At 44.9% G+C, this 21,149-nt stretch carries 19 protein-coding genes and 1 pseudogene; 10 read left to right on the forward strand and 10 right to left on the reverse strand.

The window, feature by feature from the left end:
- Positions 1–177: 177 nt before the first annotated feature.
- Positions 178–2,127, forward strand: coding sequence for a lipoteichoic acid synthase (ltaS, locus tag V6D42_RS15370; RefSeq protein ID WP_333513800.1), 1,950 nt, complete (start codon positions 178–180; stop codon positions 2,125–2,127).
- Between the two features lie 34 nt (positions 2,128–2,161).
- Here ltaS and nagE read toward each other — a convergent pair whose 3' ends face one another.
- A complete protein-coding gene (gene nagE, locus V6D42_RS15375) occupies positions 2,162–3,520 on the reverse strand; it encodes an N-acetylglucosamine-specific PTS transporter subunit IIBC (protein WP_333513801.1) in 1,359 nt (452 codons plus the stop codon).
- 170 nt (positions 3,521–3,690) lie between these two features.
- Here nagE and map point away from each other — a divergent pair, with 170 nt between their 5' ends.
- From map to V6D42_RS15395, 4 genes are all read left to right on the forward strand, one after another.
- Entirely contained in the window at positions 3,691–4,440 is a 750-nt protein-coding gene (gene map / locus V6D42_RS15380) for a type I methionyl aminopeptidase (protein WP_010333379.1), read from the forward strand.
- A 73-nt stretch (positions 4,441–4,513) separates the two neighbouring features.
- Positions 4,514–4,828, forward strand: a complete 315-nt coding sequence (locus V6D42_RS15385) for a DUF3243 domain-containing protein (protein WP_333513802.1) — start codon at positions 4,514–4,516, stop codon at positions 4,826–4,828.
- A gap of 105 nt (positions 4,829–4,933) precedes the next feature.
- A complete protein-coding gene (locus V6D42_RS15390) occupies positions 4,934–5,089 on the forward strand; it encodes a hypothetical protein (RefSeq protein WP_185848173.1) in 156 nt (51 codons plus the stop codon).
- A 159-nt stretch (positions 5,090–5,248) separates the two neighbouring features.
- Positions 5,249–5,386 (forward strand): YflJ family protein, encoded by a 138-nt coding sequence (locus V6D42_RS15395; protein ID WP_010333376.1) that lies wholly within the window; start codon positions 5,249–5,251, stop codon positions 5,384–5,386.
- 37 nt (positions 5,387–5,423) lie between these two features.
- Here the strand turns inward: V6D42_RS15395 and V6D42_RS15400 are convergent, their stop codons facing one another.
- The gene (locus tag V6D42_RS15400; RefSeq protein WP_333513803.1) at positions 5,424–6,089 is read right to left on the reverse strand and encodes an MOSC domain-containing protein; all 666 of its coding nucleotides are present in this window, start codon (positions 6,087–6,089) and stop codon (positions 5,424–5,426) included.
- 66 nt (positions 6,090–6,155) lie between these two features.
- Between V6D42_RS15400 and V6D42_RS15405 the strand changes: the two genes are divergently transcribed.
- Positions 6,156–6,431, forward strand: a complete 276-nt coding sequence (locus tag V6D42_RS15405) for an acylphosphatase (RefSeq protein WP_010333374.1) — start codon at positions 6,156–6,158, stop codon at positions 6,429–6,431.
- Here the strand turns inward: V6D42_RS15405 and nosA are convergent.
- The 6 genes and pseudogenes from nosA to V6D42_RS15435 all read right to left on the reverse strand — a co-directional run bounded on the left by nosA (position 6,422) and on the right by V6D42_RS15435 (position 13,228).
- On the reverse strand, positions 6,422–7,513 hold the full coding sequence (gene nosA, locus V6D42_RS15410) for a nitric oxide synthase (RefSeq protein ID WP_333513804.1): 1,092 nt from the start codon (positions 7,511–7,513) through the stop codon (positions 6,422–6,424). The two genes, V6D42_RS15405 and nosA, sit on opposite strands and share 10 nt — an antisense overlap.
- Before the next feature lie 119 nt (positions 7,514–7,632).
- Complete coding sequence (locus V6D42_RS15415) at positions 7,633–8,427, reverse strand: MBL fold metallo-hydrolase (RefSeq protein WP_333513805.1); 795 nt, start codon at positions 8,425–8,427, stop codon at positions 7,633–7,635.
- A gap of 55 nt (positions 8,428–8,482) precedes the next feature.
- A complete protein-coding gene (citM, locus tag V6D42_RS15420; RefSeq protein WP_333513806.1) occupies positions 8,483–9,784 on the reverse strand; it encodes a citrate transporter CitM in 1,302 nt (433 codons plus the stop codon).
- 197 nt (positions 9,785–9,981) lie between these two features.
- Positions 9,982–10,941: a tripartite tricarboxylate transporter substrate binding protein gene (locus tag V6D42_RS15425; protein WP_333513807.1), complete on the reverse strand. Its 960-nt coding sequence runs from the start codon at positions 10,939–10,941 to the stop codon at positions 9,982–9,984.
- 2 nt (positions 10,942–10,943) lie between these two features.
- Positions 10,944–11,624 carry a response regulator gene (locus tag V6D42_RS15430; protein WP_010333368.1) on the reverse strand — a complete coding sequence of 227 codons (681 nt, stop codon included), beginning with the start codon at positions 11,622–11,624 and terminating at the stop codon, positions 10,944–10,946.
- Positions 11,596–13,228, reverse strand: a pseudogene (locus tag V6D42_RS15435) (ATP-binding protein). Before V6D42_RS15435 ends, V6D42_RS15430 begins: the two are co-directional and overlap by 29 nt.
- A gap of 233 nt (positions 13,229–13,461) precedes the next feature.
- Here V6D42_RS15435 and V6D42_RS15440 point away from each other — a divergent pair.
- Genes V6D42_RS15440 through V6D42_RS15455 form a run of 4 tightly spaced genes read left to right on the forward strand, consistent with a single transcriptional unit; the run spans position 13,462 to position 17,300 of the window.
- A complete protein-coding gene (locus V6D42_RS15440) occupies positions 13,462–14,835 on the forward strand; it encodes a glycosyltransferase (RefSeq protein ID WP_333513808.1) in 1,374 nt (457 codons plus the stop codon).
- On the forward strand, positions 14,832–15,938 hold the full coding sequence (locus V6D42_RS15445; RefSeq protein WP_333513809.1) for a tetratricopeptide repeat-containing glycosyltransferase family 2 protein: 1,107 nt from the start codon (positions 14,832–14,834) through the stop codon (positions 15,936–15,938). Before V6D42_RS15440 ends, V6D42_RS15445 begins: the two co-directional genes overlap by 4 nt.
- A complete protein-coding gene (locus V6D42_RS15450) occupies positions 15,925–16,632 on the forward strand; it encodes a class I SAM-dependent methyltransferase (protein ID WP_333513810.1) in 708 nt (235 codons plus the stop codon). The genes V6D42_RS15445 and V6D42_RS15450 overlap by 14 nt, the downstream gene beginning before the upstream one ends.
- Complete coding sequence (locus V6D42_RS15455) at positions 16,629–17,300, forward strand: glycosyltransferase family protein (protein WP_333513811.1); 672 nt, start codon at positions 16,629–16,631, stop codon at positions 17,298–17,300. The genes V6D42_RS15450 and V6D42_RS15455 overlap by 4 nt, the downstream gene beginning before the upstream one ends.
- A gap of 945 nt (positions 17,301–18,245) precedes the next feature.
- Here V6D42_RS15455 and V6D42_RS15460 read toward each other — a convergent pair.
- Both V6D42_RS15460 and V6D42_RS15465 read right to left on the reverse strand, forming a co-directional pair.
- A complete protein-coding gene (locus V6D42_RS15460; RefSeq protein ID WP_326329334.1) occupies positions 18,246–19,682 on the reverse strand; it encodes an anion permease in 1,437 nt (478 codons plus the stop codon).
- 128 nt (positions 19,683–19,810) lie between these two features.
- Positions 19,811–21,073: a pectate lyase gene (locus V6D42_RS15465; RefSeq protein ID WP_333513812.1), complete on the reverse strand. Its 1,263-nt coding sequence runs from the start codon at positions 21,071–21,073 to the stop codon at positions 19,811–19,813.
- Between the last annotated feature and the right edge of the window lie 76 nt (positions 21,074–21,149).

The following is a 21,149-nucleotide window of genomic DNA, read 5'->3' on the forward strand; positions in this document are numbered from 1 at the left end:
GAAACCTGTATTTACATTTGGCGATTTCCTAGGAAAACGTTGATTCGACGGCGTTTTTCGCCACTTTTTCCATCGGACGATTTTCACTTTTCTAATTAGCTGATTCGTGTTATATTGGATACGTTCGTTTTTTCTATCGTTTCGCTCGAACTGTGATCGGAAAAAAGGAGTGTAACAATGAAAACATTTATAAAAGAAAGAGGACTGGCCTTCTTCTTAATTGCGGTCGTCCTGTTATGGGTAAAGACGTATGTCGGTTATGTCCTGAACTTCAACTTAGGAATAGACAACACGATCCAGAAAATATTGCTTTTTGTGAATCCGCTCAGCTCAAGCTTATTCTTTCTTGGATTTGGACTTTTGTTCAAGAAAAAATTACAGCAGACAGCCATCATAGTGATTCATTTTTTAATGTCTTTTTTACTGTACGCAAACATTGTGTATTATCGATTCTTCAATGATTTTATTACGATTCCGGTCATTATGCAGGCTAAAACAAACGGCGGCCAACTCGGTGACAGCGCATTTTCGCTGATGAGACCGACTGACGCCTTTTACTTTATTGATACGATCATTCTGATTATCTTAGCGATTAAAGTGAACAAGCCTGCCGAGACGTCGTCTAACAAAAAATCATTCCGAATCGTTCTTGCGTCTTCGATTCTCGTTTTCTTAATCAACCTGGCAGTTGCGGAATCAGACCGTCCTGAATTGCTGACCAGATCATTTGACCGAAACTATCTTGTCAAATATTTAGGAACATACAATTTCACGATTTATGACGCTGTGCAGAATGTCAAATCCAACAGCCAGCGCGCACTCGCCGATTCAAGTGACGTAACGGAAGTTGAGAACTACATGAAAGCCAATTACGATGTGCCGAACAATGTGTATTTCGGCAAAGCGGAAGGCAAAAACGTCATTTACGTTTCACTTGAATCTTTGCAGTCCTTTATCATCGACTATAAGATTGACGGCAAAGAAGTTACACCGTTCTTAAATAAACTGGCGCACGATAACGAAACGTTCTACTTTGATAACTTTTTCCACCAAACAGGACAAGGTAAAACATCAGATGCAGAATTTATGATGGAAAACTCTCTGTATCCGCTGGCTCAAGGGTCCGTTTTTGTTAACAAAGCGCAGAACACGCTACAATCCGTTCCGGCGATTTTGAAGTCTAAAGATTACACATCTGCTACGTTCCACGGGAATACGCAGACGTTCTGGAACCGAAACGAAATGTACAAAGCGGAAGGCATCGATAAGTTCTTCGACTCTGCCTACTATGACATGAACGAAGAAAACACGAAAAACTACGGCATGAAAGACAAACCGTTCTTCAAAGAATCAATGCCGCTGTTAGAAAGCTTGCCGCAGCCGTTCTATACGAAGTTCATTACCCTATCGAACCACTTCCCATTCGGAATGGATGAGGGGGATACGGACTTCCCGGCTGGAGACTTTGGTGACTCTGTCGTCAACAACTACTTCCAGTCAGCCCATTATCTTGATCAGTCCATTGAACAATTTTTCAATGACCTGAAAAAAGACGGGTTATATGATAAATCGGTTATCGTGATGTACGGAGACCACTACGGCATCTCTGAAAACCACAATAACGCGATGGCCAAAGTGCTTGGCAAAGACGAAATTACCGATTATGACAACGCCCAGCTTCAGAGGGTGCCGCTCTTTATCCACGCTGCCGGCGTGAAGGGCGAAAAAGTTCATAAATATGCCGGAGACGTCGATGTGGCTCCAACCATTCTGCATTTGCTCGGAGTGGATACAAAAGACTATCTGATGTCCGGTTCTGATATTTTATCTAAAGAACACCGTGAAGTGATTCCGTTCCGTAACGGAGACTTTATATCACCGAAGTACACGAAAGTATCTGGCAAGTACTATGACACAAAAACCGGGAAACAGCTTGATGAATCTGAGATCGACAAGTCAGAAGACTCACTCGTCAAGAAGGAACTCGAAATGTCCGATAAAATCATAAACGGAGACCTGCTGCGTTTCTACAACCCGAAAGGTTTTACAAAGGTGAACCCTTCCGATTATGATTACACAAAACACGGCGAAGATTCAGAGACGTCAACAGAAGACGAAGATAAATAAGAAAAAAGCAGAGAGGCCAGCCTCTCTGCTTTTTCTATTTCACCGCAGCACGTAATTCCTCTGCCGCAAACTCGACATTCGGGCCAATAATGACTTGTACTGATTGCCCGCCCGATTTGACGACTCCTTTTGCGCCTGCTTTCTTTAATAACGCTTCATCCACTAAAGAAGTATCTTTCACTGTCAGTCTCAGCCTTGTCGCACAGTGATCGATCGTCTGCAGGTTTTCTTTTCCGCCAAGCCCCTTCAGCATGATGTTTTCATTGACAGACTGTGCTGTGTTCTCATCCAGCACCTCATCCAAGTCATCATCTTCCCGTCCCGGCGTTTTCAAGTTCAACGTCTTAATTAAGACGTAAAACACGACAAAGTATACAGCCGCATAGCATATACCTACCAGAAGCAGAAGCAGCGGCTTTTCTGCAATTCCATAGCTCAAGAGATAATCGATGGCACCGGCTGAAAAAGAAAATCCAGAGCGTATGCCGAGCAAATTAACGATGAATAACGACAGTCCGGTTAAGACTGCATGCACAGCGTATAACAGCGGAGATAAAAACATAAATGCAAACTCAATCGGCTCCGTAATTCCTGTGATAAACGCAGTCAACGCAAACCCAATCATCATTCCGGCCGTTGCTTTTCGTTTTGACGGCTTGGCAGTCACAATCATTGCCAGACATGCGGCCGGTAGACCAAACATCATAATCGGGAAGAAGCCCGTCATGTATGTGCCCGCTGTCGGGTCTTTAGCGAAAAAGCGCGCCAAATCGCCTGTTACCCCGTTATATTCGCCGAATTGGAACCAGAAAATATTATTCAGCACGTGGTGAAGACCAAGCGGAATTAACAGCCTGTTGAATAAACCGAATATGCCCGCGCCGATCCCGCCAAGCCCAAGCATCCACTCCCCAAACGCGTTAATTCCCGATTGAACAGGCGGCCATATCGCACCGAATATCCCTGCTAAAATGATTGTGAAAATAGCGGTGACAATCGGCACAAGCCGTCTGCCGCTGAAGAACCCGAGATATTCCGGCAGTTTTGTATCCTTGAAGCGGTTATAGGTGTAACCCGCTATTAAACCGGCAATAATTCCCCCAAATACCGCCATGTTGTTTGCTTCATTAATTGATTTTGTTGCCGCGTCGAGCATCAGATACGAAATCGCCCCTGATAAACCCGCGGCCCCATTGCTGTCCTTTGAAATGCCGATGGCAATCCCAATCGCAAAAATAAGCGGCAGGTGATCAAAAACAGCCGTTCCCGCTTGATAAACAAACGGTATATCGAATAAATCCTCCCTGCCAAGTGCAAGGATAATCCCGACTGCAGGCAAAACCGCAATCGGGAGCATAAATGACTTTCCAAGCTTTTGTAAAAATGAAAGCATACCCATCCCCCTCTTACCCTTTTTTAAAAATATACCATACAAGATATCTAGTGATCTATACCAATTTTCCCGGGCCTATTTCTTTTTTCTCAGGTTCGTGTGTTTCCTATTCTAGAGCCAATTGTGGTAAGCTTAAATTAGATTATTTAAAAAGAAAGCGGGAATGACAGATGATTGTAACAAACGATCAAGAATTAGAAGGCCTGAAAAAAATCGGCAGAATCGTAGCGCTGGCGCGTGAAGAAATGAAACGGAAAGCAGAGCCCGGCATGAGTACAAAAGACCTTGACCTTATCGGAAAAGCGGTGCTTGACGAGCATGGTGCCGTTTCGGCTCCGGAAAAAGAATACGACTTTCCTGGTGTTACATGCATCAGCGTAAATGATGAAGTGGCGCACGGTATTCCAAGCACATCCACTATTTTAAAAGCCGGAGATCTTGTGAACATTGATATCTCTGCTGAATTCGGCGGGTTCTACTCCGATACAGGCATCTCGTTTGTGCTCGGTGAAGGAGAAGAACGCCTTCATAAGCTATGCCAATGCGCGGAAGATGCTTTCCAAAAAGGCCTGCAGCAGGCAAAAGCCGGCAAGCGCCAAAATCAGATCGGGAGAGCCGTTTATCATGAAGCACGTTCTCAAGGATTTACCGTCATTAAAACCTTGACCGGCCACGGAATCGGCAGAAGCCTTCACGAAGCGCCGAACCACATCATGAACTATTATGATCCATTTGATAACGCACTCTTCAAAAACGGCACAGTGATTGCACTTGAACCATTCATTTCAACAAAAGCGGAAACCATCGTTGAAGCTGGAGACGGCTGGACCTTTAAGACGCCGGATAAAAGCATGGTCGCCCAAGTTGAGCACACCATCGTCATCACCAAAGACGAGCCGATTATCCTGACAAAGCTGTAAAAACACATTTCGTATGTTTAACCTCCTCCTTTTACAGGTAAATCATCACTATTCTGCAGGAGGAGGCACTGTAATGAACAGAGATCAAGAAAAAATCCAAATTGAAAATGAAATGAATGCAATGCACGGAACAATAAAAGAAGAAATTTTAAAAGACTTTGAAGAATTTAAAGACTACCTGAAAAAACAAGTGAACCGGGGCAAGAAATTAGGATTAGACGACGGCAAGCTTGTCAAAAGCGCTGCGATCCTGGGAGACTACCTCGCGAAACATGAAGAGTCGCAAAACGGCGAAGAAATGCTGCTTCAGGAACTTTGGAGCGTTGCGGATGATGATGAGAAAAAACATTTGGCACAGCTATTAGTCAAATTGGTTGAGAAACAATAAAACACCTAAGCCGGGCGTATGCCCGGCTTCTTTATATTGTCACAGCCCGGCCCATCCAGATATGCTACACTAGGATTAATGTCTGTGAAAGGAGCCATTGTCCGCATGTGGTTTATTATTTTTGGAATCGTCTTTTTCATTGAAGGCATCATCATGACCGTTTTCGGCATGAAGAAAAAAAACGGGATGCTTACATATATCGGTATTGTGTTCAGCATCATGACACTTGGCATTGTCGTGCTGAAACTCACCGGGCATTAAAATCATATTCAGCGTTTACTCCGCATATACATACAGGAAGAAAGTTCGCATCACTAGTGCGAAAGACTCAGTTTCCCCCGCATCTCTTTTCAGCATCTTTTGATAGATGTTACAATGCCAATCGTTTGGTCAATCAGATAGGGAAAGGAGTTTTCTGACATGCATTACGGCAGTAAAGGCTGGTATGTAGCAGAATTAAAAAAGCAGGGCATCACGAAATATGAAGGAAGAAAGCTTCAAAGCTATAAAACCTATTTTCTTGCCAACCTGCTTGAAACAAAGAAAAAACAATCCTGACATGGTGAAGCCGCGCACGTTTAAATGCGCGGCTTTTTTATTGAATCGAAAGCAGCCTGTCCCGTTTTTTGATAAAGGAAGATCTCCAGCTTTCAGACAATGCTTCTTCACTTAACATCCGTTCAATAGCAGTGAGATTTTTTGTGTCATGGTATGTGATATGGTTTGCGAATTGGACGGATATGCCTTTTTCGCCTCTGGACAGCAGTTCGAGCTTTGCATCCGGAGCGACCCTGCCCTCTTCCAGCACGCGAAAATAAAATCCTGTATATCCGGTTTGCTGAACTTTCAGCACCATATCCTTCACACCAAACTTTTTGGCCAATTTTATACACGGCTGACGCGGCTGGCTGACCTGAACAACGGCATCATCAAGCTGAAAGACATCCCCTACGCAAACGTGCTCCTCAGTCAGGCCCTGCACCGTTAGATTTTCACCAAACGCGGCGTCCGGGAGCGATCTGGAGAGAAACTCCGTCCAAAACGGATAGTGCTCCGCGGGATAGACACAGACAGCCTTATCAGGGCCGCCATGATTGACGAGGTCCGCCTGTCCGTCTCCTTCAAAATTCTCCCGATACAGCATAACCGCGGAAACAGCCGGCCGCTTCATGATGCCGGTCTCTATTTTCTTTCCATCGTATTCAAGCGTCTGCGGCTTTCCCAGGTTAAGAGAAAGAATGGAATAATGCGCTGATGTCATACGAACACATCCCCTTTACAGTATATAAAATGATTGATTATCATAAAAAGAAAAGGTGGTTTTTACATGCTTCAATATCGAATCGTTGCAGACGGCCGGGTTCAAGGTGTCGGTTTCCGCTACTTTGTTCAAGCGGAAGCCGATAAGCATAAACTCACCGGCTGGGTCAAAAACCGTGATGACGGGCGTGTCGAGATTTTGGCCGAAGGGCCGGAAAACGCCTTGCAATCATTTCTTGAGGCCGTGAAGAAAGGCAGCCCCTTTTCAAAAGTTACCGGCATCTCTGTCACTGAATCCAGCAGCCTTGAAGGCCATCATCGGTTTTCAATAGTCTATTCGTAAGGCTTATCCTGATAAAAGTAATTCGGCTTGACGGTTGAATTGTCATAGGACCTGTGAAAAATATGTGTGGAAGCTGGTGAAATCGGCGGAATCAGCCATGTCCAGTCACCCGTCAGCTTTCTGCCCGCTTCTTCCTCCTGCTCTTCAAACCGTTTAAACTGGCTTGCAGCCGTGTGATGATCGACGATGCTGACGCCGCGCTTTTTATATGAATGCAAAACAGCTTTATTCAATTCAACAAGCGCCTGATCCTTCCATAAATCCGCATTGTAATCGGTGGCAATACCGATAACGGATGCCACTTTTTTGAGCTTATCATACCGCTTTTCATCAGCCAGATTTCTCGCACCGATCTCCGTTCCCATATACCAGCCGTTAAACGGTGCGGCATTATAATGAACGCCGCCGATCTCAAGCCTCATATCCGCAATAATCGGCACGCCATACCATTGCAGCTTCAGGTCAGAAAACGCTTCGAATTCCGGGTGGGTCAGCGGAACTTCTATCACCAGTGACCGGGGAAGCTCATACCAGACTGGCTGTTGGTCACCCTTCATGCGGAAAATAAGCGGCAGCAAATCAAAATCTGTCCGCTCTCCGCGCCAGCCGAGCTGCTCACAGGCTGCGGTAAGAGAACGGGAAGCAGGATCGCCGATTCTTTCTCCGTTGGATTCATATCCCGCGTACCGGATCAGCTGATGATTCCAGATCTCTACCTGCTTTTCGCCCTTCTCTTCCGGAGGGAAAATCGTAATCGTCGGCCTGATTTTCCCGTTATTTGTGGCGGTTTCAATATGATGCAATAAAGCGTCCCGTACTTCTTCTTTTGTCTGGACGTCACGTCTGTCAATGACATTCAGCGAATTCCAGAACAGTCTGCCGATGCAGCGGTTGCTGTTTCTCCAAGCCATTTTCGCCCCGTGCGCCAGCTCTTCCTTTGTATGTACATAGCTTCCAGTTCGGTCAATCTCACTTTTAATGTCATCGAGACGGTCTTGCACTTCAACCTCCTTTCCGAGTTCCTGATAGCAATTGGCAATAAACGCTTTCGCTTCATTCCATAGTATTTCTTTATCTTCCAACAAACTCTCCTCCAAATCGCATTCATGCTTCTCATTGTATCGTTTTTGGGCGGGAAGACAAATGATTTTTCTGCATCTTCTTGGAAAAACAAATAAAAAAACACCCGCGTTTGCGAGTGTCAAAGGGATGATAAATGATTGGCCAATTCCATTAAATCACTGCGAAAGTTTCTGCCTGTCATTGGGATGCCGTGCCCGGTCAGCAGCGCTTCCGGTTCTAGTTCGGCAAGTCTTTGAATGGACTCTGCGGCCGTCTCGGTGTCAGGTGTGAAATAAGCCGGCGGGCCGTGAAGCTCCTGTTTTTGAATGAAGACGTCCGCCATTTTTTCCTGTTCAACTGTAATCACCGCATCACCTGCGACAAGCACATGGCCGTCCTCGCGGAATAGTGAAATATGGCCGGGTGTATGGCCAGGTGTGGCGATCCAGATCCACTCGTCCAGAAACGGAACAGTGCCGTCTTCAGGCAATGCTTGAACATGAGAGGAAATATTGATCGAGTGGCGCGGAAACAGCGGCGACAGCTTGGCGACCAGCCCGCTTTTGCTGTCTGGCCGCGCCGGCGGATAATCCTCTTTTCCGGTTACAAAAGGCATCTCCCGCGAATGAATATAAACAGGAACATCCCAATGCTCAAGGATTTCTTCAATGGCCCCGATATGATCAAAGTGCCCGTGTGTCAGAATAATGGCTTTCAAGTGATAGTCATCGCCGAATCTTTGTTTTGCTTCGTGTAGAATCATGCCGGCTGATTGAGGCATGCCGGCATCTATTAAAATAAATGAATGAGGTTCAGAAGGATACTGAATAAAATAGACATTCGCAATTTGCACGGTCAGACCATGTACACCCTTTGCGGCTTCGAACCCAGTCCCGCTTCTGACTGAAGTCAGCGGCATATAAGGATCACTCATGTAGACACCTCCGGTACGTTGTATGCCGTTAGTGTATGTCATTCCGTCCGAATTATCATGCAGAAATCGAAATGGCACCGATCAATAGAGCCGTAACCGTCATGACAATCACGGCGAGAACTGCCCATTTCAAAGCGAATTTTTGATGATCGTCAATGGAGACTCCGACAAGCCCGACAAGCAAATGTGTTGATGGCACAAGCGGGCTCAGCATATGAATCGGCTGGCCGATAATCGAAGCCCTGGCAATTTCCACTTTATCCACACCGTATGCGACAGCCGTTTCTGATAAAATCGGCAGCACTCCGTAAAAATACGCGTCATTTGGCATGAGATATGTGAAAATGCCGCTAGTTAAGGCTACGATCGCCGGGATAAATCCGCCCATTTGTTCAGGAATCATCGACACAAGCGAAATCGCCATTTCATCAACCATTTTGGTGCCTGTTAAAATTCCCGTAAAAACGCCTGCTGCAAAGATCATGGAGCCAATGGCCAGCACGTTGCTTGAATGTGCTGAAATACGCTGTCTCTGATGATCGAGGTTTGGATAATTCACAATAAGTGCAATACAGAATGCGATGACAAACAGCACCGTTAAACTGACTTTGCCTGATACTAAAAACCCTATCAATGAAAGCGTTAACAACATATTGAACCACCAAAGCTTCGGCCGCTTCCACTCATCTTCAACCGCAGCGGCTGTTTCGTTGACATCGGCTGGCTGTTTCAGCTCAATCACACCGAGCCGTTTGCGCTCCGCTTTACCCAGAACATACGAAACTGCGACCATACAAAGCATTCCGCTTGCGATCACAGGGATCATCGGCCCGGTCAGCTCAGCCGGATCAACCCCGAGCGCGCTCGCCGCCCGCGGCGTCGCGCCTCCCCACGGAATCGTATTCATAATCCCCATGCCGACTCCGGCGATTCCCGCCAATATGATCGGCCGGATGCCGAGCAGCAGATAGAGCGGGAGCATCGCGCTTGTTGTAATCATATAGGTTGTTGAACCGTCCCCATCCAAAGCAACGAGCATCGTAAGAACCGCTGTCCCGACAACGATTTTTAACGGATCGCCTTTGACCATATTTAATATTTTTGCAACCATCGGATCAAAAAGCCCAGTGTCAATCATTATTCCAAAATATAAAATCGCAAACATAATCATAACAGCCGTCGGCGCCACCTGCTGAATCCCTGAGATCATCATATCGCCAACTTCAGTGAACCCGAAACCGGCTATCAGCGCAAACACAATCGGCGTCAAAACCAATGCGGTCAGGACAGAAAGCCGTTTTGTCATGATCAGTACCATAAACACAAGCATCATAAGAAATCCTAAGATTGCTAACACATTCATTCCCCCTTTAAATGAATCCGCTTACATTTTATCCCCTATTCCCCTTTTGCCTTTTTGTCATCGTATGAGAAAAACGTTCTCAAGTAAATAATTTGGTTTTTATGTATTTTTAATTTTTTAAAACCGTTTTGTTCTTTTTGGTCATTTCTCCAACAAAAAAAGCATTCCGCATACGGCAGAATGCTTTTTGCTTAATTGCCTGTCATGATGGTTTGATAAAACGCTGATTGTTCTTCAAGAAACCGTTTCGTTTCCTTGCTGTTTAAATAAAAGCTTTCCCAGTCCTGCTCATTTATTTTCTTTTTCCATTCGGGCGAGGATGTCACCTTTTTTAATGCTTGGTCCCAGTAAGAGATCTCTTCCTCAGACATGTTTTTCGGTCCCAGCACCCCTCTCCAATGAGAGAAGACAAACGGAATGCCCTGTTCTTTCCACGTCGGCACTTTTGGAAAACCGGGCAGCCTTTTCTCTGACGTGACGGCGGCTAATGTAATCTCGCCGTTCCGCTCGTACGGCTTGGCTTCTGAAACGGTCATGGAAGCTGCTTCAATCTCATGCCTGATAAGCGCCTGAATCAATTCTTCACTGCTGTCAAACTGTAAAAACTCAATGTCAAAAGGATCAATCCCGTACATGTCAGCGGCTCTGACGAATGAGAGCTGATCGTCATTGCCAAGCCCCGGAGAAAAACCGATTTTGACTTTGCCTGGATGCATCTTGATTTCCTTCAGCACATCCTTCCCGCTTTTCATAGACGATCCCTTCGGAAGAGCGACAGTCTGCCATTCCTTAGCGAGAATCGCCAGAGGCGTAAAATCATCTGTTTTTAATTTACTTTGTCCGAGCAGATAATTGCTCAGGATTAAACTGGACATCATACTGATGGTCTGCTTACCGCTTTGGTTGACATATTTCCAGCCTTTGTCGCCTCCGCTCCCGGGCTTATACACAATATGAATACTGCCTTTCATCAGCTGTTTTTGCCTGAGCACGGATTGGATGGCGTGCGCCGTTACATCCCAGCCCCCGGAAGGCTCGGCAGGCACAACGATCTCAACCGGCCCGTCCGGCAGTCGGGGAGCGGCCGCCTGCCGGATATCACCCTGTGTGAAGACTAATAGACAAATGAATATAATCACAAGTTTTTTCATGACTATTCAGCCGCCAAATAATATTTTCTCTCCGGTCTGCCGATAATCCCGTACTCCAGCTCGGCTCGCGCTTCTTCCTTAGACACAAGATACTCGGCATAACGGCGGGCTGTTGTTCGTGACGCGCCCATTGTTTCTCCGAGTTCTTCCGCTGTCATCCCTCCGGCCGCAGTACGCAGCGCCTCTTTGATTTTTTTCAGTGTGATCGGATTGATGCCTGTCGGCAAATTCTCTGCAGTGACAGCTTCCTTAGGGGCGCCCCCGAAAATATGGTCAATCATGGACTGGCTGACCTCCGGCTGAGACAGCAGCACCTGCCTTTTTTCTTTATACTGGAGCAGCACCTGCTTGAACTTATCAGCCGTTACGGGCTTTATCAAATAGTTTGCGATTCCCGCCCGCAGCGCTTCCTGTAAGTGGCGGGTTTCCGTTGCGGCTGTAATAATCATAATATCAACGTCCGGAAACCGTCTCCGTATCTCTGGAATCAATGCTGTTCCGAGCTCGTCCGGCATATAAATATCCAATAGCAGCAAATCCGTTTTGTGTGTCTTCAAAAGCAACATTGTCTCTTTGGCATTGCCCGCTTTGCCGATAATGCTGAATCCATCTAGCTGCTGAATCAATCTCTCATGGATTTGCGCAACCCGAAAATCATCCTCCGCAATCACGATGTGAATCAAATGGATTCCCCCTTTGTCTGTTTCTCCTTCGGTATAAAAACAGTAAATACCGCTCCCCCGCTTTTTTGATTTGTCAGCTCGATCCAGCCTCCCAGCTCACGCACTGACTCTTTTACGTTGGCGAGCCCGTAGCCTCTCTTCATCCCCTTTGAAGAGTAGCCTCTTTCAAACACCGCCTCCATCTTATCGGGCGGCACTCCCGCCCCTGTATCGGATACTTCGATAACAACATCCCGTCCGATATCTGTAATAAAACATGAGACCTCCTGTACGCTTTGATCTGCTACAGCTTCGAAAGCGTTATCAATTAAATTGCCGATAATCGTAATGAGATGAGACAAGCCGACATGAGGAGGAAGAGGTCCTAGTGTGCTGTTGTCATCGATCGACAGCTTCACCTTTTTTTCCGATGCTTTGCTCATCTTTCCTAACAAAATCGCCTGCACCTGCTGCGAATGAATGTTTTGGAATAAAATATCATGCTGTTCATTTTGGATGGCGTATTCCTCTTTAATCAGTTCAATCGCTTCCTCATATTCGCCAAGCTCAAGCAGCCCTAAAATCGCGTAGAGCTTATTGGAAAATTCATGAGTCTGGGCGCGCAGGTCCTCTGAGTATTTCCGCACCTCTGTCAGCGTGTCAATCAGCTTTTTCAGTTCTGTTTTTTCTCTGAAGCTGATAACGATTCCGTACCTCTGTCCGCCTTGTATCATGACTTTTGTATTGATAATAAAGACTTGATCGTTGACACATACCTCCTGATTCGATTGCATTTCTTCCTGCTCAAGCACAGACATCAGTTCCGCTCCCGGCATCACGTCATCAATAGGCACGTTCATCACAGGCTCGGAAAGCTTAAGCATCTCAGCCGCTGATACGTTCATCATCGTCACAATGCCTTCACGGTTGGTGGCGATGATCCCTTCCTTAATCGCCCGCAGCATCGCATTCCGCTCCCGATAAAGAGATGCAATTTCGTGGGGCTCAAGGCCAAGCGTATCCTTTCTGATGCTTTTGGCAAGCGCGGCGGCACCGGCAAATCCAAGCAGCAGCACGAGTACAGCCATGAAGCTTAAGTCTCGCAGATGTCTCTTAATGCCTTGCTCTGTCTTCGTTTGCAGAAAATCAACGGACACGCTGCCGATCACTTGGCTGCGCCCCTTTTGTTCCTCGATAATCGGTGCACTCCCACGAATCACCCTTTGTCCATCCGCTTTTGTCTCTGAGACGTGAGAGCCTCCAAACAGGATTTCTCGGCTTCTCGTCAGATGCTTATTTTCGCTATTGGCCGAGGCGGTTCGGACCATTCCTTTTTCATCAAGCACATATATGGCATAAGCGCCGGTCTGTTCTTTCATTTGTTCAATGACCTCCTGCGCCTCGGCAGCTAGCCCGTCTTTCGTCATGATGAGTCCCTTTGCCGGCGGCATATAGGAAATCGTTCTCGCCGTCTGCACCGCCAGCTGCTCTGCCTGTTTTCGCCCTTCTTTTGTTTGCTGAACGGCAAACGTGACCGTCAGCACGCCAATCACAAAGATCAGCAGCACCGCAATCAACCCCATTATTTTCGTTTGCAGAGAAAAATGGAAACGCTTTTTCACCACAGCACCAGCCGTCCTTTCTACCTAGATCATACCATTTTTCTCCCGCGAATTTTCTTATTTTTCAAAATCCATTGCATTGATAATCAGAGTTTATGATTCAGATCAAGATTTTTCCTCTCCAGATTTCCAGCGGCCTGTTTTGCTGAACACTCCTTTTTTCAGGAAGGAATCATTCCATCTGAACATTTTGATATATATAAAGTATCTGAATAATTCGGTGAAGGGCGGTGGTTATGGTGAAAACGAGTATTATTATGCTGACTTATAATCAATTGGCGCTAACAAAACAATGCTTGGAGAGCATATGGACGCATACCGATGATGACTGTATAGAAGTGATTGTTGTAGATAACGGCTCTCATGACGGGACACAGGACTACCTCAAACAGATTCCTTCAATCAAAACGATTTTTAATGAAACAAACAAGGGGTTCGCGAAAGCCTGCAATCAAGGCCTTGAGGCCGCTTCTGGAGACAATGTTCTTTTTTTAAACAATGATACTGTTGTAACGAATCATTGGCTGGAGCCGATGATCAAGCTGCTTTATCATAATGATAAAATCGGCATGGTCGGGCCTGTCAGCAATTATGTCAGCGGGCCTCAGCAAATTTCAGTTGATTACACCAGTTTAGAAGGAATTGAAGATTTTTCTCAGCGCCATTGCATGCGGCACCGGGGCAAATCAAGAAGCGTTTTAAGGCTGGTCGGATTTTGCCTTCTAGTCAAAAAAGAGGTACTGGACAAAATCGGCGGCTTTGACGAGCGTTTTGGAGGCGGTTCATTTGAGGACGATGATTTGTGCCTTCGCGCTCTGCAGGCCGGATATCAGCTAAAAATCGCTCTTGATTCGTTTGTGCATCATCACGGGCATGCTACCTTTTCCGGCAATCCGGATGTAAGTATCAGCCGACTATATCAGGTCAACCGCCAGGCCTTCATAGATAAATGGAAGCAGGATGTGACGGCTTTTATTGATCCCCAGCCAGAGCTGACAGCCCTTGTGCCTTCGAAAGCCCGCTCCATCCTGCATATCGGCTGCGGCGCAGGAGCTGCGGGTGCAGAGCTGTTGAACAGGCAAACCTGTACATTGCACGGCATTGAAGAAGATACATTGCTACGTACAATAGCAAGTGCCTATTATGAACAAGTCACTTCTGCCGATACCGAAACATGCCGCCTTCCTTATCCTGAAGCTTTTTTTGATGCCATTTTGATAGGAGACCTTTTGAACTGCGCAATGTATCCCCAGCGAACGATTGAGGCTCTTGCCATTTATCTAAAGCCTTCAGGCTCATTGATTTGCAGCATCCCGAATACAGCTTATGCAGACACGCTTTTCTCATTATTATGCGGAACACCGGCACACACACATTTCATCACGCCTCAAAACGTAAACACACTATTTCCCGAACACCTTTATGACATAAAATCAACCTCCCATTTAGCCGTTCCTGAAGCGAACATACAGCTATTTTTACAAGAAGCCGAATATCTTGCCGGGCAATTTGATTTGCCTTTAGATTACTTGTCAAAATATGCTCAGATTGATTACATGTTTGTCCATGCAAGGAAGAAAAAACAGCCTGAAGCGGAGGTGGCGATTTGATTTCTATCAGTCTATGTATGATTGTGAAAAATGAGGAAGCCGTCATCGGCCGCTGCTTAGATTCTGTGCGCGGGATTGCTGATGAAATTAACATCGTGGATACCGGCTCAGTTGATCAGACGAAAGACATCGCTGCCCGTTATACAGACCGCATCTTTGATTTTGAATGGATAGACGATTTTGCGGCCGCCCGAAATTTTTCGTTTCAGCAGGCAACAGCTGACTATATTTTATGGCTTGATGCCGATGATGTGTTTACCGAGAAGGATCAAGAACTGTTCTTGGATGTAAAAAGAACGCTTGATCCGCATATTGACGCGTTATCAATGAACTATCACCTGGCGTTTGATGAAGAAGGCAACGTCACATCCAGCTTACGAAGATACCGGCTCGTAAAACGGGAAAGGGGCTTTAAGTGGATCGGCGCGGTCCATGAATATTTAGAGGTGTACGGAAATCTCCAACACAGTGACGCAGCGGTTTCTCATATGCCGCTTAGCCATGACGCTGGCCGAAATCTGCGAATTTATGAAAACATGGCCTCATCAAGGAAGGATTTTTCGCCAAGAGATTTATTTTACTATGCAAACGAGCTGTGTGATCACGGAAAAATAGAAAAAGCGATAGAATACTATCTGCGTTTTTTGAAAACCAAGCAGGGGTGGGTCGAGGATAATATCAGAGCATGCAATAAATTAGCAGATTGCTATCATTCATTGGGATTGAAGGAAAAAGAATTAAGCTGGGTGCTCCACACGCTCGTCTACGGGCCTCCCAGAGCGGAAACGTGCTGCAGATTGGGGTACTCTTTTTTAGAAAACAACGATGTCCAAAGCGCGGTCTATTGGTATGAAAAAGCAATTGAAAATAGAGGCTCAGAAAGCTTGGCTTTTCAAAACCGCGCCTGCGCCACCTGGCTGCCTCATTTACAATTAGCTGTCTGCTACGATAAGCTTGGCCAGCATCAGCTTGCCTACCAGCATAATGAATCGGCTTTACAATACCGTCCTCATGATTCAAGAATGCTTGCCAACAAAACTTACTTTGAAGAGGTCCTGCAGCAGCAGGCTGGCTCCGGAGGTGAACATCATGGAAATCAATAAAAGGTCACTTGCTGATTCTATGAAAGAATATGAGCGAAAAGATAAAGAGTATTACAAAGGCATCAACCGGCAGCTGTTTGACCTGGTAGAACCCCATGCGAAAACCATTCTTGAAGTCGGTTGTGCTGAAGGCCTGTTTGGGGCAGCTGTTAAGAAAAAAACGAAATGCTCCTATTATGGGATTGAATCATATCCGCCCGCTGCAGAAAAAGCCGCTCATCACATTGACGAAGTGATAACAGGAGACATCGAAACACTGAAGCTGCCTTTTGAAAAAAACACATTTGATCACATCATCTTCGGGGATGTATTGGAGCACTTAATAGACCCTTGGGCAGTGTTAGCTAACATGAAGCCTTACGTAAACGAAACAGGGAGCATTTTGGCGAGCATTCCGAATATCGGCCATATCTCAATTTTTGAAAGTCTGCTGTCCGGCAAATGGACGTATACACAGGCTGGGCTGCTCGATAAAACACACTTCCGTTTTTTCACCTTGCAGGAAATGAAGAAGATGTTTCATGAAACGGGTTACAAGGTCAGCCAAATTGAGCCTATTACCTTTACGACTCACTATTATGAAAAAATGATCAGCAGACTGGCACATGTCAGAGCAAACATGGGGATTCACCATGCAAATTTCGAGGAGGAAGCCAGAGCCTATCAATATGTCATAAAGGCGCAAAAAAGATGAAACAGCATCTAAATGAAAATTCCATTTGCTTCATTACTTGTGTCAATGATGATGCCCTTTATGACCTCTGCCTGAGACATATCCAATCTCTTTCAGTGCCGCCGCATATGGAGGTTGAGTTAATCGATATCCGAAAGGCTGACAGTATGGCCTCCGGCTACCAGGCGGCAATGCATCAGTCAGACGCAAAATATAAAGTATATGTCCATCAGGATACATTTATCATCAATCGTTCCTTTATTTACGATATCCTGCATGTCTTTCAGCAGAACGATGCGCTTGGCATGATAGGCGTCATAGGAGCTGAAGAAGTGCCGCAAAGCGGGATTTGGTGGGAGGCTTCTAAAAAAGCGGGAAAAGTCATTGAATACCGCAGTACGTATAGCTATTTGTCGTTTGATGAGATAGACGAGCCCGTAAAAACAGTTGAAGCATTAGACGGTTTATTGCTGGCCACTCAGTACGATCTCCCGTGGCGGAAAGAAATCTTTGACGGCTGGCATTTTTATGATACTTCGCAATGCTTTGAGTTCAGGAAAAAGGGGTATTTGGTCGGCATCCCCCATCAGAAAGAGCCATGGGTCATACATGCATGCGGCAATGAGTTTGATTCTGACCAGTATTCTAATTACCTTGAAAAATTTTTGAGGGAGTATTTTAAATCATGAGGAGGCTTTAATAGGCACATCCAATGCGCTGCTGGTCTCATTTAGCTTTTGCAATTGAAGAAGCCGAAGGTGCGAAAAGTTTGCAAGTGGTTTTTTTCGATTTCAAGCCCATATATGCTACTTAGGAAACCTTCAAAATTAAAAAAGATTGTAGAAAAAACGTGTTTTTTCTACAATCTTTGTAAGGCCTATTACCTTTTTGGGTTGCTAAATTTTTCTGCTAATAATATAAATAAACATAAGTTCTATTGCGCCCTGGTGCATAGGAATTCTAACTTTTATCAGTGTAAATTGAAGCCATTATGTAATCAATTAAGGGTTTAGTTAATTGAGATAAATAGATTTAAAAGAAGTTCCAACATGTTCTCTTCTCCTTTCATGCATTAATGAAATCCGTTTTAATGCAATTAACCAATTGAGATAGAGACAAACAAGTCTAAAAGAAGTTCCAACATGTTATCTTCTCCTTTCATGCATTAATGAAATCATGTTTTAATGCAATTAACCAATTGAGATAGAGACAAACAAGTCTAAAAGAAGTTCCAACATGTTATCTCCTCCTTTCATGCATTAATGAAATCATGTTTTAATGCAATTATCCAATTGATATAGAGACAAACAAGTCTAAAAGAAGTTCCAACATGAAATCACCTCCTTTAAAGACTGAACATTCAGATAAATATTGTTATTTTTTAATATTACATTTGAAGATCGAACTCTCTTTAATTCATATTGCAAAATAATAACTCCACAAGAACCCTCCTCTACCAATTTACATAAAATTACACTTAAGGTTTATGTGGACTAATTGAGTAAATAATATCATGAGTTGGAATTTTAGTAAATACTTTAAATTTCTCTTTTTTAATATTTTTGTAAATATTCTGTTATTTTATTTTAATAGTAAAAAGCTTGAAGAGAAAATCTTCTCTTCAAGCTTAGACTTTACCATATACCTAGTACTTTCCACCATAACCCGCCGATCACAAGCCATGTGACAATATGAACGATCGACAGGATAAATCCGATAGACCACCATTTGCCTTGCGAAATGTAGCCTGCTCCGAAGAAGACCGGAGCCGCTCCAGAACCGTAGTGGGTTGTTGACCCGAACAGATTGCTGAAGAATGCGAGGCTCAGCGCTGCTAAAAGCGGCGGTGCCCCCGCTGCCACGACTACAGCCAAAAATGCTGAATACATCGCACTGATGTGAGCCGTCGCACTTGCAAAGAAGTAGTGAGAGTAATAATACACAACAATTAAAATTAAAAATGCCACAATCCAAGAGAATCCTGATACAGATGATTTCATGGCGTTGCTAAACCAAGAAACCATGCCTAATTCATTCAGGAAGTTGGCCAGCATAACGAGCGCCGCAAACCAAGTGAGCGTATCCCAAGCGCCCTGTTCTTTCTTGATATCATCCCAAGTCAGAACCTGTGATAATAAAAGAACTGACAACCCGATCAATGCGGTTGTGGTTGCGTCGATGTTGAAGCTGCCGCCAAAAATCCAAAGAACAAGCACTAAAAGAAACACAATAACCATGGAAAGCTCTGATTTTTTAAATGGTCCCATTTCTTTCAGTTTTTCGGTTGCGATTTTCGCTGCGTCCGGTGTTTCTTTAATTTCCGGCGGATACAGCTTGTAAATCACAAGCGGCGTGATGATTAAACTTACAAGTCCCGGAACAATCGCGGCAATTGCCCAGCTTGTCCATGTTAAGTCCACCCCTGCGACATCATGGGCCAGCTTGGCAATCAGCGGGTTTGCCGCCATCGCCGTCAGGAACATAGCAGATGTAATCAAGTTTCCCTGAAAACCGGTTTTTAATAAGAAAGCACCGATTTTTCTTTCTGTTCCATCTGCCGGGCTTGATCCGAATGTTTCGGATAATGATCTGATAATAGGAAATATAATGCCTCCTGCACGCGCCGTATTACTTGGAATAGCAGGTGATAATATTAAATCACTGAACAGCAGTGAATAAGAAAGTCCAAGGGTTTTCTTCCCGAATTTCTGAACGAATACATACGAAATTCTCGCACCTAGCCCGGTCTTGATAAATCCCCGGGAAATAAAGAATGCGATCACGATAAGCCAGATGGTCTTATTGCCGAATCCGCTTAATGTATCCTCAATTGATAATGTTCCAGTTAGTGCAGTAACCGCCAATGCAAAAATTGCAATTGCACCCATTGGCAAGGGCTTGGAGATAAAGCCGATAATTGTCGCGACGAAAATCGCAAACAAATGCCATGCTTTAGGTTCAAGTCCGGACGGAGCGGGAATAAACCAGATGATTAGTCCCACAGCGACAGTAATAAGCAATGGAACAAGCTTTACTGATGACTGTTTTCCTGCGTCTTTTTCTGAAGCCATAAATAGGTCTCCTCCTATATACTTGTTTTCCGATCCCCTTTTCCATTCTACTCCTTAACTAAGTTAATAAACATTTTAATTAATTAAAAAACACAAAGGTGAGCAGCCCTTTGTGTTTTTTTCATTTCTTAATTTAGTTTACCCGCGCCCGCTTGAGATGTAACATTTGACTTCACATTGGCGGAAGCATCAATTGATCCGTGCAGAGATGGCGTCCATCCGACAGAAGAGCTCAGCCCGTTTGCAGCCGATGCGTTGATCTGCGTACCGTTCAGCAATGTGCCGGAATCATATAAGGCCGTTCCTCCGCTGAATACGCTGATCGTTTTAGCAGCGGTCAAACCCGGAACGTCAATGGCATTGTTTTGTGCGTAAATTTTAGATGATTTTCCGATTCCCCAGGCATAGCTGAAAGCATAACTGGAAGAGCTTGTACTGCCTTCATAATAGTTGTTGTAAACGTGTACCTGTCCAAAACGGACTCTCGGTGCGCGCTGAACGATATTTTTGTAGCGGTTGTGGTGCAGTGTGATTTTTAATTTGCCGTCATCAGAAGTTTTGCTGTCGCTTGATCCGAAAATGGAGCTCTTATCATGATCGTGATAGAAGTTATAAGACATTGTAATATAGTTAGCGCCGTTAGAGGCATCAGTTTGGCCGTCATGGTGCTGATATTCTCTTCCAAAATATTTTGGAGAGGTGCTGTCTGGGCGGGATCCGTCATTAAATGTACAGTGATCGATCCATACATGTGTACCGCCGTTTATTGTGATGTTGTCATATTGTGAGTTCCAGTTTCCTGAACTTCCGTCAGTCGGGTCCCATTGCGGAAAATAGTCATATGCGTCTTGGAATTCGATATTGCGGATAATGACGTTATCGCTCTTGATCTGGAAGTTCCCGCCCAGAATTTTAGCATTTGACCCTGAACCGACGATCGTCGTATTTGCAGGGATATCCACCATCACGCGTGCTTTTTGATTTTTCTGTGAGCGTGCTCTGGCCTCTTCCTGTGTTCCGGATGGTTCTTTTTTGCCCCATGTGCTTGGGTCATAGGCCTTCAAATATTTGTTCAGATCGTACTCTGGATCTTTATAATCATTCAGACCAAGCGGCTTCAGATTGTCATCAACATTCATGTCAATCGTTCCCTTGATATAAATGATTTTTGGCGTTGTGTTTGTGTCCTTACCCAAAGCCGAAACGAGCTGGTTCCTGTTGCTGACTGTATACACGTGGGATGACGAGGCTTTTGATCCGCCTGTTGTGCCGGTCGAGTAGGCTCCCCAGCCATCATTCGATCCTAACGTCTGATGGCCCAAATCCGCTGCGTTCGCCCCAACCGGAGTCAAGCCTAATAACAAAGCCGTAGCTAACATCACTTTTTTCATTCAGTATGAACCCCCATTTTCTATTTTGTGAGAATTTGTTCCATTTTCTCACAAAAAACATAATAGCAAATTCATG

Source organism: Bacillus sp. 0909A, assembly GCF_036765115.1.
Classification (GTDB): domain Bacteria; phylum Bacillota; class Bacilli; order Bacillales; family Bacillaceae; genus Bacillus; species Bacillus mojavensis.

Coding starts and splice junctions, on each gene's coding strand:
- V6D42_RS15400 (WP_333513803.1), bottom strand. CDS start 6,089: ATGACATCAGCGCATTATTCCATTCTTTCTCTTAACCTGGGAAAGCCG.
- V6D42_RS15390 (WP_185848173.1), top strand. CDS start 4,934: ATGTGGTTTATTATTTTTGGAATCGTCTTTTTCATTGAAGGCATCATC.
- V6D42_RS15460 (WP_326329334.1), bottom strand. CDS start 19,682: ATGGCTTCAGAAAAAGACGCAGGAAAACAGTCATCAGTAAAGCTTGTT.
- V6D42_RS15425 (WP_333513807.1), bottom strand. CDS start 10,941: ATGAAAAAACTTGTGATTATATTCATTTGTCTATTAGTCTTCACACAG.
- V6D42_RS15405 (WP_010333374.1), top strand. CDS start 6,156: ATGCTTCAATATCGAATCGTTGCAGACGGCCGGGTTCAAGGTGTCGGT.
- V6D42_RS15395 (WP_010333376.1), top strand. CDS start 5,249: ATGCATTACGGCAGTAAAGGCTGGTATGTAGCAGAATTAAAAAAGCAG.
- V6D42_RS15440 (WP_333513808.1), top strand. CDS start 13,462: ATGGTGAAAACGAGTATTATTATGCTGACTTATAATCAATTGGCGCTA.
- V6D42_RS15385 (WP_333513802.1), top strand. CDS start 4,514: ATGAACAGAGATCAAGAAAAAATCCAAATTGAAAATGAAATGAATGCA.
- ltaS (WP_333513800.1), top strand. CDS start 178: ATGAAAACATTTATAAAAGAAAGAGGACTGGCCTTCTTCTTAATTGCG.
- map (WP_010333379.1), top strand. CDS start 3,691: ATGATTGTAACAAACGATCAAGAATTAGAAGGCCTGAAAAAAATCGGC.
- nagE (WP_333513801.1), bottom strand. CDS start 3,520: ATGCTTTCATTTTTACAAAAGCTTGGAAAGTCATTTATGCTCCCGATT.
- V6D42_RS15455 (WP_333513811.1), top strand. CDS start 16,629: ATGAAACAGCATCTAAATGAAAATTCCATTTGCTTCATTACTTGTGTC.
- V6D42_RS15465 (WP_333513812.1), bottom strand. CDS start 21,073: ATGAAAAAAGTGATGTTAGCTACGGCTTTGTTATTAGGCTTGACTCCG.
- V6D42_RS15450 (WP_333513810.1), top strand. CDS start 15,925: ATGGAAATCAATAAAAGGTCACTTGCTGATTCTATGAAAGAATATGAG.
- V6D42_RS15415 (WP_333513805.1), bottom strand. CDS start 8,427: ATGAGTGATCCTTATATGCCGCTGACTTCAGTCAGAAGCGGGACTGGG.